This window comes from Curtobacterium sp. MCBD17_003, from assembly GCF_003234885.2.
GTDB lineage: Bacteria > Actinomycetota > Actinomycetes > Actinomycetales > Microbacteriaceae > Curtobacterium.
Map to the genome: position 1 here is coordinate 2,632,102 of NZ_CP126275.1, position 16,155 is coordinate 2,648,256.

Here is a 16,155-nt window from a genome sequence, read left to right on the forward strand (position 1 = left end):
GCGAGGGGCCGGGTGAACTACCCTGGGACGAGGATAATCGTTCCAGGAGTCCATGCTGTCCGCTTCGCACACCCCCACGCCAGGCCTCGGATCCGCACAGGGATCGACTGCAGCCGCCCTCGACGACCGCTACGGTCGCACCCCGGGGCGACGCCGACGGTCCGTCCTCATCGCGGTCGCCGCGGCGATCGTCATCGTGGTCGTGTTCACGGTCTGGGTCATCTGGGCCGGTCCCGGCCAGACCGACCACGGCCTCGACTCCGAGGACGTCGGGTACCACGTGCAGTCGGACCGTGCGACGCTCGTGCACTCCCAGGTGTCCGTCGACCCCGGCAACCGCGTCGACTGCGCCGTGCAGGTGCTCGACAAGTCGTTCACCATCGTCGGGTGGAAGGTCGTCGACCTGCCGGCGAGCACCCAGCGCACGACCTCGATCGACACGGTCGTCAAGACGAGTTCCCGCGGTGTCACCGGCTTGATCAACACCTGCTGGATCCCTTAGTCTGCTCTGATTCGCCAAGCGAGACCGGCCCCTCCGGCCGGTCTCCTTTTTTTCGGCCGAAGGGAACACCCATGAGCAACGACACCCAGGTCACCTGGCTGACCCAGGAGGCGCACGACCGTCTCCAGGCGGAGCTCGAGCAGCTGCGCGGCCCCGCTCGCACCGAGATCGCGCAGCGCATCGAGGCCGCGCGCGAGGAGGGCGACCTCAAGGAGAACGGCGGCTACCACGCCGCGAAGGACGAGCAGGGCAAGATCGAGGCCCGCATCCGTCAGCTCACCGAGCTCCTCAAGCACGCCACGGTCGGCGAGGCCGACTTCGACGGCACGGTCGAGCCCGGCACGGTCGTCACGGCCACGATCGCGGGTGACGACTCGACGTTCCTCGTCGGCAACCGTGAGATCGTCGCCGACGGCGCCGACCTCACGGTCTACAGCCCGTCGAGCCCGGTCGGCGCCTCGATCATGGGGCTCCGTGCGGGCGACGCGACGAGCTACACCGCGCCGAACGGCAGGGAGATCGCCGTCACGGTGCAGAAGGTCGAGCGGTACGAGCCGTAGGCGGCTCCCCCGATCCACGTCGAACGCCCCCGTCGCTCCGCCGACGGGGGCGTTCGACGTCCCCGCATCTCCTCCCGCGAGATCGCACTCGTTGCCGCTCTGGCGCCTCCAGAGCGGCGACGGATGCGATCCCGCGGGATGGGGGCAGGCGGGCGGGCGGGGCGGGACCGGCCCGCACCGGCCCTCCCGACCGTCGTCAATGGCGGACGAGTGGACGGAACCCGGCCTCGCGCAGGCGCTCCGTGACCTCGGCCGCGTGCTCGGGCCCCCGGGCCTCGATGCTCAGCTCGAGCGCGACCTCGGTGATCTCGAGCCCCTGCCCGTGCCGCGTGTGCAGGACCTCGACGACGTTCGCACCGGCGTCCGAGATCACCTGCGACACGAGGGCGAGCTGCCCCGGGCGGTCCGGGAGCATGATCCGGATCGCCACGTAGCGCTGCGCCGCGACGAGACCGCGCGTGATCACGCGCTCCATCATGAGCGGGTCGATGTTGCCACCGCTCAGCACCACCACGGTCCTACCGGAGTCGCGGATGGTCCCGGCCATGATCGCCGCCACACCCACCGCGCCGGCCGGCTCGACGACGAGCTTGGCGCGTTCGAGCAGCACGAGGAGCGCCCGGGCGACGTCGTCGTCGGCGACGGTGACGATCTCGTCGACCAGGTCGCGGACGAGCGGGAAGTTGAGCTCGCCGGGTCGGGCGACCGCGATCCCGTCGGCGATGGTCGGGGTGGTCGTGATGGTGGTCGGCGCACCCGCCTGGATCGACACCGGGTACGAGGCCGTGTTCGCGGACTGGACGCCGACGACCCGGATCGACCGGCCCTGCTGCCGGGCGACGCCCTTGACCGCGAGCGCGACACCGGAGACCAGGCCCCCGCCGCCGATCGGCACCACGACCGTGTCGACGTCCGGCACCTGGTCGACGATCTCGAGGCCGACGGTGCCCTGCCCGGCGATGATGTCCGGGTGGTCGAACGGCGGGATGAACACCGCGCCGGTCCGGATGGCGAACTCCTGGGCAGCGGCCAGGGCCTCCTCGACGCTGTGGCCGTGGAGGACCGTGTCGGCGCCGTACTGCCGGGTCGCCTGCAGCTTCGGGAGCGCGACGCCGACGGGCATGAAGATCGTCGCCGGCACGCCGAGCTCACGGGCCGCCAGGGCGACCCCCTGCGCGTGGTTGCCGGCGCTCGCGGCGACGACGCCGCGCCGGCGCTCGTCGGCGTCGAGCGCCGCGAGCCGGTTGTACGCACCACGGATCTTGTACGCACCGGTGCGCTGCAGGTTCTCGCACTTGAGGTGCACGGCCGAGCCGAGGATCTCGCCGAGGAACTGCGATGTCTCCATCGGGGTGACGCGCGCCACGCCTTCGACGATCACCCGTGCGGCCTCGACGTCGTCGAGGGTCGGGACCTGCGGCACGGTGCTGGGGATCGTCACCGGACCATCATCGCGTGTCGGCGCACGTCCCGCGACGGGTCGCCGTCGCGGGACGACTCACTCGACGTCGACCGCGGTGCCCTTGTTGGCGGTCGGCTGCTTGTCACTGCCCGGTGCCGGCACGTCGTCGCCGATCTTGTGCCGGTGCCACCGCGACCGCGGGATGACCGTGGTGCCGTGCTCGGGCTTGGCGTCGCGCACGTGGTCGGAGTCCATGTACTTCCAGCGCCCCTGCGCGACGGTCGTGACCATCGAGTTGAGCACGGCGATGAGCGGCACGGCGAAGAACGCGCCGGCGATGCCGGCCAGACCGGAGAACGCCGTGACGCCGAGCACGACCGCGAGCGGGTGCACCTTGACCGCGTTGCCCATGACGAGCGGCTGGAGGATGTGGCCCTCGATCTGCTGCACGAGCAGGACGACGCCGATGACGAGCAAAGCTGCGACGGGGCCGTTGAAGATGAGCGCGACGAAGACCGCGAGGAAGCCGGTGACGATCGCGCCGACCACGGGCACGAACGCCCCGAGGAACACGAACACGGCGATCGGGATGACGAGCGGCAGCCCGCCGAAGAACAGGCCGACGAACCAGGAGCCGAACCCGATGCCCACCGCGTCCGCGAACGCGACGAAGATCTGCACGCGCACGAAGCTCGAGAGCGTGATCCAGCCGGCGACGCCCGCGCCGTCGACCGCCGCGCGGGCCTTGATCGGGAACACCCGAACCGACCAGCGCCAGACGTTCTTGCCGTCGATGAGCAGGAAGATCACCGTGAACAGGATGACGAACAGGCCCTCGGCGACGTGCGTCAGGCTCGATCCGGCGCTCGCGACGCCCGACAGGATCGAACTCGAGTGCGCCTGGAGCCAGTTCGTGCCCTGGTCGAGGTAGCCCGAGATGTCCTTCTGCGTCACGCCGAGGCCCGCGCCCGCGATCAGGTCCTTGATGTTGTCGAACTGCGACAGCGTCTGCTTCTTGAGGGACGGGTAGGACGAGACGATCTGGCTCACGACGAGCCAGAGCAGTGCGGCGACCGCGGCGAGCCCGCCGATCAGGCTGATGACGATCGCCGCCCACTTGGGCACGTGGTGCCGCTGCATCCAGTTCGAGATCGGGATGAGGAACGCCGCGATCACGATGCCGACGAGGAACGGGATGAGGATCTCGCTGAACAGCGTCATCAGCCAGATGAAGAGCGCGATCACGCCCACGACGACGAGGATCCGCCAGCTGAACGCACCGGCGATCTGCATGCCGACGGGGACGTTGTCCTCGACGACCGACGCCGGGTGCCGTCGCGACGGGACCTGCTCTCGACCTGTCCGCGCCTGCTCGCGACCCGCGGGGCGCGACAGCGCTGGTGCCGGCCGCGTCGTCCGGGCGTCCGGTTGCTTCTTCTTGCCCCATGCCATTGCGCCAGTGTATGAGCGCGTGCCCGTTCGTGTTCCGATCCCGGAATACGATGCGCGCGTTCCGGACGACCGGGAGGCGGCGGGCACGTCGGAGGCCGCCGGTAGCGTTGCGGGCATGGTCCGGACCGCACTCTCCGCCGCCCAGGCACGACGCGTCGCGCTCGGGGCGCAGGGCATCGGCCGCGCGGTCCCGGAGGGCGCGGTGTCGAGCCGGACCATCCGCGCCCTCGTCGAGCGGCTGGGGCTCCTGCAGATCGACTCCGTGAACGTGTTCGAGCGGAGCCACTACCTCCCCGTCTTCGCCCGCCTCGGTGCGTACGACAAGGCCCTCCTCGACCGCATGACGATGACGAGGGGCGCCGCCCACCTGGAGTACTGGGCGCACGAGGCCGCGTTCATCCCCCGCGCGAGCTGGCCGCTGTTCCGGTGGGCGATGGACACGCGGCGTGCACGGGACCACGCGGACCCCGACGGCTTCGCGGCCACCCACGCGCCACTCCTCCGGGAACTCCTCGCCGTGCTCCGCGCCGAGGGGCCCCTGCCCGCGAGCGCGGTGGAGCACGAGAGCAACGTGCGGCGAGGACCGTGGTGGGGCTGGAGCGACGTCAAGCGGGGGTTCGAGCACCTGTTCCGCTGGGGCGACGTCGTGAGCGCCGGGCGGAGCGGCTTCGAGCGCGTGTACGGCCTGCCGGACCAGGTGCTGTCGGCCGAGGTGCTCGACACGATCCCGGACGAGACCGACGCCGTCCGCACCCTCGTCGAGCGCTCGATCCGGGCCTCCGGCGTCGGGACGCTCGCGGACGTCGCGGACTACCACCGCCTCCGGTCGGACCGGACGCGGTCGGCGCTGCGCGACCTCGAGGACGCCGGGGTCGTCGTGCCCGTCGAGGTCGAGGGCTGGGGCCGCCCGGCGTGGATGCACGCCGACGCCACGGTCCCCCGCCGTGTCGAGGCCGACGCCGTGCTCAGCCCGTTCGACCCCGTCGTCTGGTTCCGGCCGCGCGCCGAGCGCGTCTTCGGGTTCCACTACCGGATCGAGATCTACACACCGGCCCCGAAGCGCGTGTACGGCTACTACGTGTTACCGGTCCTGCAGGACGACCAGGTCGTGGGCCGGGTCGACCTCAAGAGCGACCGCCAGCACGGTGTCCTCCGCGTCCGGACGGCATGGGAGGAACCCGGCCGACACCTCGATCCCGGGCGTCTCGGCGCACTGCTGCTCCGTACCGCGGACTGGCAGGGACTCGACGCCGTGGCGGTCACCGACCGGGGAACAGCGGCAGCGCGGCTCGCGGACGCCCTCGGTGTGCCGCTCGTGCCGCACGAGGCCGCGGACGACGCCGAGGCCGCGGACCCCTCGCCGGACGGCCCCTGACGACCGCACCCGTCAGAACTGCACGCGCGGGGGTTCGGCGATCGCGGCGGGCTCCGCGGTCTCGAAGAACGCTGCCTCGCGGTACCCGCGGTTCCGCGCGACGGCGGAGCCCGGGAACACGCGGATCTTCGTGTTGAGCTCGCGGACGCTGCCGTTGTAGTAGCGGCGCGCCGATTGGATCTTGTCCTCGGTCGCGACGAGTTCCGACTGCAGCTGCAGGAACGCCTGGCTCGACTGCAGCTGCGGGTAGCCCTCGGCGATGGAGAACACGCGCTTGAGTGCCTTCTGCATGTGTCCCTCGGCCTCCGACGCAGCCGCGGCGTCGCCCGCGCTCAGCGTCTCGGCCCGGGCCTGCGTCACGGTCTCGAACAGACCGTTCTCGTGGGTGGCGTACCCCCGGACGGTGTCGACGATCGTCGGGACGAGCTCGGCCCGCCGGTGGAACTGCGTCTCGATCTCGCTCCACGCCTGGTCGACCCGGCCCTTCAGGGCCACGAGCGACCTCGAGGTGACCCAGACGGCGATGCCGACGACCACCAGCACGACGACGACCACTCCGACGACGATGAGCGTCGTGACGAGACCGGTGTCCATGGCGAGTACTCCTTCTCCGCGACGGACACGCAGGCACATGTGTCCGTATCGACTATACGGGCGGCACCAGGAGCGCTCGGCCGCCGGGGTACTGGCTCTCGGCTGATTCCCGCGCACCGTTCGGCTGGTTCCCGGGCGCGTGGAGCCTTCGTCACGATTTCGCATCGGCTGGATCCGCCGAGCCGAGCGAGTGGTTGACGTCGGCCCGCGGGTGACCTCGAATGGGGGGCAGTGGATCAGGGAACACGAGCGGGCCGGGGGGCCGTCGGGTGGCCGGTCGTCCGTCGACCGCCCGCTCGGCGCCGACGCGCCCTGCGGGGGCGACGGGTCGCATTCGCCACCACGGTGCCGCTCGCCGTCGTCGTGGCCCTGCTCGCCGCGGCGGCTCCCGCACGCGCCGCCTCGCCCGACGCGACGGCACGTGCTCCGATCACCACCACCATGCCCCGGGCCGTGCCGACCCAGCCGGCGGGCGCACAGCAGGTGGCGCCGGCCGCCTCGGCGAGCCCGACCGCTCCGACGCCGGCCGCACCGTCGATCGACGACCAGTCGGCCATCACCACCGGAGCCGGCCGGTTCACGGGCCGCGGGACCCCGGACGACCGCGTGCGCGTCGCCGACCCGAGCACGCCCACGGCGTCGGTCTGCTCGACCACCGTGACCGGCGACGGGACGTGGGCGTGCACCGGACCGGTCCGCTCCGGGCCCCGTCAGGTCTTCACCGTCCTCGACACGACGCACGACGACCTGGCGCCCGACGACGCCGCACCCGTCGACGTCCTGACACCGCCGGTCGTCAGGGCGACGGGCCCGACGACCGGGGGCGTGACCGGCACGGGGTACCCCGGAGCGCGGGTGACGGTGGACGCCGGGAGCGCCTCCCGAACGGCCACGATCGCCTCCGACGGGTCCTGGTACGTCTCCTGGTCCGCCGGGCCCGACGCCCTGACGACGGGGACCTGGACGATGACGGCGACCCAGGCCGCGGATCCGGCGCTGGGGTTCGCCGCGACCGTGCGCAGCACGTCGTCGTCACCGGTGGCCGTCAGCGTCGACCGCACCGCGCCCGTCGCCCCGGTCCTCACGCGTCCCGCGGTCGGCACGCACGTCCGGGCGCAGCCGATCACCGTCGCGGGCACCGGCGAGACCGGCGACACGGTCACGGTGTACGTCGACGGCAATCCGGTGTGCCAGAGCGCGGTCGCCGCGACCCGCTGGTCGTGCACCACGGCCGGATCGAGCATCCCGGACGGCACACGCAGCTTCGCGGCGGGGCAGCGCGACGCGGCGGGGAACCTCTCGCCGGTGTCGGCCGGGCGCGCGGTGGTCGTCGGGGGCGCCCTGACCGACGCACCGAGCGGCGGTCCGACGTCGTCCGGCGGCGACGGGGGCGGCACGTCCGGCGCGGCGCCCTCGTCACCGCACGCGACGGGACGGGCCGAACCGGGCCTCCCGGGCGGTTCGGTCCGTGGTGGCCCCGGGTCCGGCGGATCCGGGTCCGGTACGGGCGGGTCCGGTACGGGCGGCGGACCCGGTGGCGCGACCGGCGACGACGCGAGCGGTACCGGCGGTGGCGGTGCGGGCGCCCGACCCGACGACGGTTGGACGGCGGCGACCGCCTACGACGCACACGTGCCGAGCATCCCGGCGAGCGTCTCGCTGCGGACCCTCGTGCTGGTGCTCGTCGGGGTCGCCGCGTTCCTCGTGCTCGTCGCGGTGCCGCTCACCCTGCTCGCCCGGTCCACCCGCGGCCGGTTCCGGTGGCGTCTCGCACGGTTGACCGGGCGGAACCGCCCCGTCGCCCCGACCGCCGAGGGCGCGGGGGCGCTCCCGACGTGGGCCGCGGCGTCCGTGTCGGCCGGCGTCGCCAGCCTGCTGACGCTGTTCGCGACCGGCATCGCCGCGGAGCCGCGCTACGCCCGCCTCGCGATCGCGGTCGTCCTCGGGACCGCCGTGCTCGCGGTCGCCGTGGTGGTCGCCGCACGATGGAGCGCGGGACCGTCCCGCGACGCCGTCGTCGTCCGGGTCTCCCCGGCCCTCGTGGTCGCGGCGCTCGTCGCGTGCCTCCTCACCCGGAGCGCGCACCTCGCACCCGCGGTGCTGCTGGGCGTGCTCATCGTCCCCTCGGTCGGCGTCGGTGGACGCGATCCGCTCCCGCACCGGCACGTCCGACTCCCGCGCAGGGTCGTCGCCCTGGGCACCGACGGGGCGAGCGTGAGGAGCGCGACCGTGCAGACGGGCGCGCTCCTCGCGCTCGCGGCGATCGGCTGGCTCCTGTGCAGCGTCAGCGCCGGAGCCGGGTTCTGGCACCAGTTCCTGTCCGAGTTCGCCACCACCCTCTGCGTCGGCGGCCTCGGGTCGGTCGTGACCACGCTCCTCCCCGTCGCCGGGTCGGCCGGCGCCGCACTGTGGGCGACGTCCCGCGCGCGCTACGCCGCCGTCGCGACCGTCCCCGTGGCGCTCGCGGTGGCCGTGTACTCGGGCTCGACCGGCACGCACCTGTCCCTCGCGACCGTCGGGGTCACCATGGGCGGCTGCGCCGCAGTGGCGGTCGCCGTCTGGACCTGGACCCGCGTCGTCGAGCCCGCCCTGCGCGACTGACGGGAGGCCCGACCGGCCGTCCGCGGATCGACCCGCCCCGGCGGTCCCCCGCGATACGCTGACGGACGGTGCGCCGGAGCCCGCCGACGCGCCGACGAGCTGGAGCGACCATGAGCACCGACACCGACCGCACACCGGACACGACGACGCCGTACGACCCCACCCGCTTCCGCGGGGTGTTCGAGGGGCAGTACACCTACGCCAACGGCTTCGCCCGCAACGTGCACCGGTTCGCCGATCGGCCGGCCCTGCGCGATCCGTCCTCCGGACGCTCCTGGACCTACGCCGAGCTCGGCGACGCCGTCGACCGCGTCGCTGGGTGGCTCGTCCGGAACGGCGTCGGACGCGGTGCCGTCGTCATGGCGGAGCTGTTCAACGGTCCGGAGCTCGCGATCGCGTACCTGGCGTGCCACCGCATCGGCGCCGTGTTCTCGCCCACCAACTTCCGCCTGGCCCCCGCCGAGGTCGCGTACATCATCGACGACTCGGCACCGGTCGTGCTCCTCCACGACGCCGCGCGGACCGGGGACATGACCGACGCGCTCGCCACCGCCACCCACGCTCCCGCGCGGGTCGTGGTGGTCGGGGCCGACGGGACGTCCGCGGACACCGAGTCGTTCGAGACCCTGCTGGCGGCCGAGCCCGTCACGCACCTCGAACTCGCGGAGCGCGACGACGCACGGCCGCGGACCACCTACGACGAGACCACACGCCTGTACACGTCCGGCACGACCGGACGGCCGAAGCCCGTGCCGCTGCCGAGCCTCGTCGAGGTGCTCAGCGCACACGACGTCATCATGCACTTCCCGCTGACGCCGTTCGACAAGACGCTCAACATGTCGCCGCTGTTCCACCGGGGTGGCCTGTACTCCGGCGGCCCCAACCCCGTGTTCTACGTCGGAGCGGAGCTCACCACCCTCCGGCACTTCGACGCGGACGCAGTGCTCGACCTCGTCCAGTCCGAGCGGTTGACGTTCCTCATCGGCGCCCCGACGAACCTCGTCCAGCTCGCCGACGCGCAGGAACGCCACGCCCGGGATCTGTCGTCGCTCCACGGCATCGTCACGATGGGCGCTCCGCTCGACCGTGCCGCCGCGCTGCGGTTCCAGGAGCTGCTGACCCCGCGGATCTTCAACGGGTACGGCACCACCGAGACCTTCTGGAACACGTTCCTGCGGCCGGAGGACTTCCCCGACGGCGCTGGTTCCACCGGCCGTGCGTCCACCGACGACGACGTGGCGGTGGTCCAGGTGTACGCCGACCGCCTCGCCGATCCGACGGACACGGTCGCCAAGGACGGCACCGAGATCGGCGAGTTCGCGGTCCGCACCGTCAAGTCGGGCTACTCGTACCGGAACCCGCAGCTCGAGGACGAGAAGTTCTCGGACGGCTGGTTCTACCCGGGCGACCTCGCCACCTGGGACACCCAGGAGCGCGTGACGATCGTCGGGCGCAAGGACGACATGATCATCTCCGGCGGCGAGAACGTCCACCCGGTGCAGGTCGAGGCCGTGCTCGGGGAGCACCCCGGCGTCGCCGACTCGGTCGTCGTGGGCGTGCCCGACGAGCGGTGGGGCGAGGTCGTCACCGCCTACGTCGTCCGCAGGCCCGGCGACGGTCTGCCCGAGGACGACGCGGCAGCGGCAGCCGCGCTTGAGTCGTTCACCGGATCCCACCCCGCGCTCGCCCGCTACAAGCGCCCCCGGCTGTACCGGTTCGTCGACAGCATCCCCTACAACGCGACCGGCAAGAAGGTGCACTACGTCGCCAAGGCGACGGCGGCCGAGGACCACGCGGCCGGGCTGCTCATCGCGCCCTGACCCACCGCCCACCGGTCGGGAGGCGCGGGACCGGCTCGCCCCGCGCCTCCCGACCGCACCACTGACGGTGCTGCAGCCCCGCGTCTGGGTCAGCGGTGCGCTGGGACGTCCGCGCGCGGTGTCACGGAGGCACGCGTGCCGGTCAGCCGCGAGGGCGCCGTGAACAGCCAGGGGAACCGGAGCCGCTCGAGGACGATGCCGAGCAGGATCGGACCGACGACGCCCGCGAGCGTGCCGACGACCACGTGGACGACCGGGTCCTGGACGCCGAGGTGCGACAGGACGATCCGGGTGCCCGACGCGAACGTGATGCTCGCGAGGAAGATCTCGAGCGTGCGGCGGCCGACCGCACCGACCCAGGTCAGCCACGACACGGCCGCGAGCAGCCGGGAGACCGCGATCACCGCCACGAGGCCGACCAGGGTCGTGAGCAGACCGAGCGCGACCGCCACCACCCCGTGGTGGTCGCCGGCACTCGGGGTCGGCGTGCCCTCGGTCGTGCCGAACACCAGGGCGACGAAGGCCACGGTTCCGACGAGCGCGACGACACCCACCACGGGGAGCCGCACGCGCGCGATGAACTCGATCACGCGGCGCGCGCCGATGCACACGCCGAGGAAGAAGAACACCCAGATCCCGAGGCCCTGGACGAGGGCGACCCCCAGGTCCGTGCCCCAGCCCGCGATGCTCACGACGAGCGCTCCCACGATGCTGGCGATCATGACGGCACGGGACCGCCACGGGCGGACGAGCGCGGCCACCGTCGACACGGCCACGAGCCACGGCAGGAACCAGAGCTGCCCGTCCGGGTGCAGCAGGTCGAGTGTGCTCGTGATGCTCGTGGGCGAGTTCACGAGGGCGCCGGCAGCCAGTTTCACCACGCCCTGCACGAGCGACCACACGACGTAGACGTAGATGAACAGCACGTCGCGGCTGCGGAGGTACCGGCCGACGCCGTCACGATCGACGGCGCGAGCGACGAACAGGCCGCTGATGAACGCGAACACCGTCAGGTGCACGCTGTACAGGAGTCGGTCGGTGTCGATGTAGCCCACCGCGTGGCGGTCGAGGATGTGTGCGGACGCCAGTCCGCGCAGGACGTGGCCGAGCACGATCATGGTGATCGCGATGCCACGGGCGATGTCGAGGGTCGCGTCTCGGGTCGACGCGGTTCGGGTTCGGGTCGTCACGATCCGCAGCCTAGGGGGTGACGGGCCGTCGCGGGGGCGCCGGCGGTGTCCGGTGCCCCCGGAGGGATTCGAACCCTCAACTCGGCGATTTTAAGTCGCATGCCTCTGCCGTTGGGCCACGGGGGCGGCGCGGGCCAGCCGCGCACCGAGCGTTGCTCGGGAACACGCTCCAGCCTAGATCGTCGGCACCCCGGACGCGGACGAGGCGGCCACCCCGTGGGGTGACCGCCTCGATGGTGGTCGATCCGCTGGCGCGGACGGAGTCGGCTACTCCGCCTTCGCGCTGACCGGCGCCGACTCCGCGGCCGGCTCGGCGACGGGCTGGGCCGCGGCAGCGGCGTCGGCCTTCGGCGCAGCGGCCTTCTTGGCGGCCGGCTTGCGCGTGGTCGTCTTCGCGGCGGGCGCGGCGTCGTCCTTCTTGACGTCCTTCGAGACGTCGTCGGCGGGGGTCGCGTAGACCGGGCCCGACGCACCCTCGGGCGTACCGGCCTCGGGCATCGGGGGCTTCGGGCGCGACGCGAACGTCTCGAACGCGGCACGCGGGGTCTCGCGGTCGTCGAGCGAGACGATGTCGCGGCCGAACATCGTGCCGGTGAGCCAGTCGCCGACCACGCGGACCTTGCGCTCCCACGACGGCATGGCCAGGCCGTGGTACCCGCGGTGCGCGCCCCAGGCGAGGAAGCCCTTCATCGCGAACTTGCCCGACTGGAACACACCGATGCCGAGGCCGAGGCCCGCCACCGCGCCGAGGTTCTCGTGCTTGTAGTCCTTCGGCTCCTCACCGCGGATGACCGCGACGAGGTTCTTCGCCAGCTGCTTGGCCTGGCGGACCGCGTGCTGGGCGTTCGGCACGCACATGCCGCCCACACCGCCGCCCGTGAGGTCCGGCACCGCCGCGACGTCACCGCAGGCCCAGGCGTCCGCGACGATCCCGTTGTCGTCCACGACACGGAGGTCCGGCTGCACACGGATGCGTCCGCGCGGCTCGAGCGGGAGGTCGGTGCCCTTGACCATCGGGTTCGCCATGACGCCCGCGGTCCAGATGATGAGGTCGGACTCGACGGTCTGGATCTCGCCCTCGTTCGGCTTGAGCTGGCAGACGCCGCCGACCGCCGAGGCGAGCTGCGTGTCGAGGTGGACCTCAGCGCCGCGCTCGGCGAGGTTCTTGAGCACCCAGTGGCTGGTCTCGAGGGAGACCTCGGGCATGATGCGCCCCATCGCCTCGACCAGGTGGAAGTGGGTCTCGTCGAACGAGATGGTCGGGTAGTTCCGGAGCAGGTTCGTGGCGAACGACCGCAGCTCGGCGAAGATCTCGATGCCGGCGAAGCCACCGCCGACGACCACGACGGTGAGGAGACGCTCGCGCTCCGGGCCGGCGGGCAGGTTCGCGGCCTTCGCGAAGTTCGTGAGGATCTTGTCGCGGATCGCGGCGGCTTCCTCGATGGTCTTGAGGCCGATGGCCTCCTCGGCGACGCCGGCGATCGGGAACGTGCGCGAGACGGCACCGGCGGTCATGACGAGCGTGTCGTAGGTCTCCTCCCACGGCTCACCGACCTGCGGCGTGATCGTCGCGGTCTTCGTGGCGTGGTCGACCTTGGTGACCTTGGCCGTGACGACACGCGTCTTGCCGAGGTGCCGACGGTGCGCGACCACCGCGTGCCGCGGCTCGATCGACCCGGCCGCGACCTCCGGCAGGAACGGCTGGTAGGTCATGTAGGGCAGCGGGTCCACCATCGTGACCTCGGCCTCGCCCGGGCGGAGCGCCTTCTCGAGCTTCCATGCTGTGTAGAAGCCGGCGTAGCCGCCGCCGACGATGAGGATCTTGGGCACGAGTGATGTCTCCTTGGATGGGGGTTTGCCGAGAGTTTACTCTCTGCCTCCGCCCACCCCGACTCCGCCGTCGTCCACCCCATCGTACGTCACGCAGGCGCACCGCTCGGGGCTCCAGGCCGCCCGTTCGAGCGCGAGGTCGCCGATCGGGTTCACGCCCGGCCCCGCGGCGAGGGCGTGCCCCACGAGCGCGTGCAGGCACTTCACCCGGTTCGGCATGCCGCCCGCGGTGACCCCCGCGATCTCCGCGACGACCTCGATCGACTCGCGGTCCGCCAGGTACGCCTCGTGCGCGGCACGGTACGCGTCGGCCACGGACTGCTCCTCGAGGAGGGCCGCGAGCTCCGGCATCGCACCCGTCGCCTCGAGCGTCGACACCGCGGCCGTCGCCGCGGGGTGCGTCAGGTAGTACAGGGTCGGGAAGGGCGTGCCGTTCGACAACCGGGGCTGCGTCGCCACCACCGTCGGCGCACCGCACACGCAGCGCGCCGGGATGCCGATGACGTCACGCGCGGGACGCCCGAGCTGGGCCGAGACGACGGCGACGTCACGGGCGGTGGGCGGATCGAACGGAGGAGTTGCCACGGGACGGTGATCCTACCCGGTGCACGATCCGTCCTCGGGCCGTCCGGCGCTGGGTACCCGCAGGTCGGCGCGCGATGCCCGCGCGATCAGCGCCCGGCGCCCGTGCCCGCGGTCGCACCCGTGGTCGGCGTCCCACTGCCCGAGACGTCCGGGGCGACGAGCTCGGACGTCGTCTTCTCGGTCAGCCCGGACTCGAGCACCGACGACAACATCGCCTGCACCCAGTCGACCTTCGGCGTCTGGAGCTTCGAGCTCACGGGGGTGCCCGAGTCGGTCGTCACGGCACTGGTCGAGCCCGACGAGGACCCGCTCCCAGCGCCCATGACGAGGTAGCTCGTCTCGCCCGGGTACACGTACAGCAGGCGGTCGCGCGCCTGGGCCTCGATGTAGGCGGGGTCGTCCCACCGCGCCACGTCCCGCTTCTTCGTCGCGACGTCCGCACGCTGCGCGGCGACCTGCTGCTCCTTCTGCGCGATCTCCTGCTGCTGCTGGATCAGCGTCCGCAGCGACGGCGCGAGCACCACGACGAACAGCACGACGATGCCGAGCATGAGGACGCTGAAGCCCGAGAACCGGATGTTCCGGAACCAGGCGCCGGACGGACTCGTGGCCGCGGGCATCGCGATCGGCACGCGACGGACGCGGGGCTTCGTCGAGGGCATGGAGCGACGATAACCCGGGCGCCGGTCCGGTCGGGGCAGCGGCACGGTCCGGACCCGTCCCCCGATGCCACGCGCAACCGACCACCGAGGACGCCGGGCACTGCATCCCGCGCCCGTGCTCACGCCGGTGACTCCACTGAGGCGTCGTCCGCCGGCGGACACGCGGAACGGCCCCCGGGCCTCCCGGTCGGGAGGCCCAGGGGCCGGAGCCGGAGCGGCACCCGCTGGTCCGACGGTCCGGACCAGCGAGCGCGCGGCTCACAGGTGGGCGCTGCGCGGGAACGAGCTGCGGCCGGCGTACACGGCGGCGTCGCCCAGTTCCTCCTCGATCCGGAGGAGCTGGTTGTACTTGGCGACGCGGTCCGAGCGGGCCGGCGCACCGGTCTTGATCTGGCCGCCGTCCACCGCGACCGCGATGTCGGCGATCGTCGTGTCCTCGGTCTCGCCCGAGCGGTGGGACAGGATCGCGGTCATGCCGCTGCGCTGTGCGAGCGCGACGGCGTCGAGGGTCTCGGTCAGGGTGCCGATCTGGTTCACCTTGACGAGGATCGAGTTCGCCGCCCGCTCCTGGATCCCCTTGGCGAGGCGCTTCGGGTTCGTCACGAAGAGGTCGTCACCGACGATCTGCACCTTCGACCCGAGCTCGGCGGTGAAGTGCGTCCAGCCCTCCCAGTCGTCCTCGGCGAGCGGGTCCTCGATGGTGACGAGGGGGTAGTTGCCGACGAGGTCCACGAAGTACTGCGTGAACGCCTCGCTCGAGAGCTGCCCGCCCTCGAACGCGTACGTGCCGTCGGCGTAGAACTCCGTCGAGGCGACGTCGAGGCCGAGCGCGATGTCCTTGCCGGGGGTGAACCCGGCCTTCTCGATCGCGGCGACGAGGAAGTCGAGCGCGGCACGGTTCGAGGCGAGCTCCGGGGCGAACCCGCCCTCGTCGCCGAGGCCGGTGGCGAGCCCCTGCTTCTTCAGCTCGCCCTTGAGCGCGTGGTAGGTCTCGACGCCCCACCGGAGGGCCTCGGAGAAGGACGACGCGCCGTAGGGCACGAGGAAGAACTCCTGGATGTCGACGTTCGTGTCGGCGTGGGCGCCGCCGTTGACGACGTTCATGAGCGGCACGGGCAGGGTGTGCGCGTTCGGGCCGCCGAGGTAGCGGAACAGGGGCAGGTCGGCGGAGTCCGCCGCGGCGCGGGCGACCGCGAGCGAGGCGCCGAGGATCGCGTTCGCGCCGAGGCGGGACTTGTTCTCGGTGCCGTCGAGCTCGATGAGCGCCGCGTCCACGAGACGCTGGTCGGTGGCGTCGAAGCCCTCGAGCGCCGGGCCGATCTCGTCGAGGACACCCTCGACGGCCTTGAGCACGCCCTTGCCGCCGTAGCGTCCGGCGTCGCCGTCACGCAGCTCGTAGGCCTCGAACGCGCCGGTCGAGGCGCCGGACGGGACCAGGGCGCGCGAGACCACGCCGTCGTCGAGGAGCACCTCGACCTCGACGGTCGGGTTGCCTCGGGAATCGAGGACTTCGCGTGCTCCAACGGCATCGATCACGGCCACGGGGTACTCCTAACAAGCGGTAGTGGTGGTTGGACGAATC

At 72.3% G+C, this 16,155-nt stretch carries 13 protein-coding genes and 1 tRNA gene; 5 read left to right on the forward strand and 9 right to left on the reverse strand.

The features are described 5' to 3' along the window. Positions 1-52 precede the first annotated feature (52 nt). Positions 53-502, forward strand: a complete 450-nt coding sequence (locus DEI88_RS12390; protein ID WP_111072729.1) for a DUF4307 domain-containing protein — start codon at positions 53-55, stop codon at positions 500-502. A 71-nt stretch (positions 503-573) separates the two neighbouring features. After that, positions 574-1,062, forward strand: a complete 489-nt coding sequence (gene greA, locus DEI88_RS12395) for a transcription elongation factor GreA (protein WP_111010902.1) — start codon at positions 574-576, stop codon at positions 1,060-1,062. Positions 1,063-1,258: 196 nt separating this feature from the next. On the opposite strand, the gene ilvA is transcribed toward greA, so the two are convergent. Further along, positions 1,259-2,503, reverse strand: a complete 1,245-nt coding sequence (ilvA, locus tag DEI88_RS12400) for a threonine ammonia-lyase (protein ID WP_111072730.1) — start codon at positions 2,501-2,503, stop codon at positions 1,259-1,261. A gap of 57 nt (positions 2,504-2,560) precedes the next feature. Continuing rightward, a complete protein-coding gene (locus tag DEI88_RS12405) occupies positions 2,561-3,916 on the reverse strand; it encodes an AI-2E family transporter (RefSeq protein WP_258372015.1) in 1,356 nt (451 codons plus the stop codon). 115 nt (positions 3,917-4,031) lie between these two features. On the opposite strand from DEI88_RS12405, the gene DEI88_RS12410 reads away from it, so the two are divergent. Further along, positions 4,032-5,291: a winged helix-turn-helix domain-containing protein gene (locus DEI88_RS12410; protein ID WP_111072731.1), complete on the forward strand. Its 1,260-nt coding sequence runs from the start codon at positions 4,032-4,034 to the stop codon at positions 5,289-5,291. Positions 5,292-5,303: 12 nt separating this feature from the next. Here DEI88_RS12410 and DEI88_RS12415 read toward each other — a convergent pair whose 3' ends face one another. Continuing rightward, positions 5,304-5,885 carry a LemA family protein gene (locus tag DEI88_RS12415; protein ID WP_111072732.1) on the reverse strand — a complete coding sequence of 194 codons (582 nt, stop codon included), beginning with the start codon at positions 5,883-5,885 and terminating at the stop codon, positions 5,304-5,306. Positions 5,886-6,230: 345 nt separating this feature from the next. Between DEI88_RS12415 and DEI88_RS12420 the strand changes: the two genes are divergently transcribed. Next, positions 6,231-8,486 (forward strand): hypothetical protein, encoded by a 2,256-nt coding sequence (locus DEI88_RS12420; RefSeq protein ID WP_111072733.1) that lies wholly within the window; start codon positions 6,231-6,233, stop codon positions 8,484-8,486. Positions 8,487-8,596: 110 nt separating this feature from the next. Next, entirely contained in the window at positions 8,597-10,306 is a 1,710-nt protein-coding gene (locus DEI88_RS12425) for a class I adenylate-forming enzyme family protein (protein ID WP_111072734.1), read from the forward strand. 89 nt (positions 10,307-10,395) lie between these two features. Here the strand turns inward: DEI88_RS12425 and DEI88_RS12430 are convergent, their stop codons facing one another. The 6 genes from DEI88_RS12430 to eno form a co-directional block, all read right to left on the reverse strand. Beyond that, positions 10,396-11,496: an acyltransferase family protein gene (locus DEI88_RS12430; protein ID WP_111072735.1), complete on the reverse strand. Its 1,101-nt coding sequence runs from the start codon at positions 11,494-11,496 to the stop codon at positions 10,396-10,398. Between the two features lie 53 nt (positions 11,497-11,549). Beyond that, positions 11,550-11,622 (reverse strand) — tRNA-Leu (locus DEI88_RS12435). A 141-nt stretch (positions 11,623-11,763) separates the two neighbouring features. Continuing rightward, positions 11,764-13,326, reverse strand: coding sequence for an NAD(P)/FAD-dependent oxidoreductase (locus DEI88_RS12440; protein WP_111027639.1), 1,563 nt, complete (start codon positions 13,324-13,326; stop codon positions 11,764-11,766). Between the two features lie 36 nt (positions 13,327-13,362). Beyond that, positions 13,363-13,911, reverse strand: coding sequence for a DUF501 domain-containing protein (locus DEI88_RS12445; protein WP_111027640.1), 549 nt, complete (start codon positions 13,909-13,911; stop codon positions 13,363-13,365). An 86-nt stretch (positions 13,912-13,997) separates the two neighbouring features. After that, the gene (locus DEI88_RS12450; protein ID WP_111011428.1) at positions 13,998-14,573 is read right to left on the reverse strand and encodes an FtsB family cell division protein; all 576 of its coding nucleotides are present in this window, start codon (positions 14,571-14,573) and stop codon (positions 13,998-14,000) included. A 258-nt stretch (positions 14,574-14,831) separates the two neighbouring features. Continuing rightward, a complete protein-coding gene (gene eno / locus DEI88_RS12455) occupies positions 14,832-16,115 on the reverse strand; it encodes a phosphopyruvate hydratase (RefSeq protein ID WP_111014236.1) in 1,284 nt (427 codons plus the stop codon). Positions 16,116-16,155 lie beyond the last annotated feature (40 nt).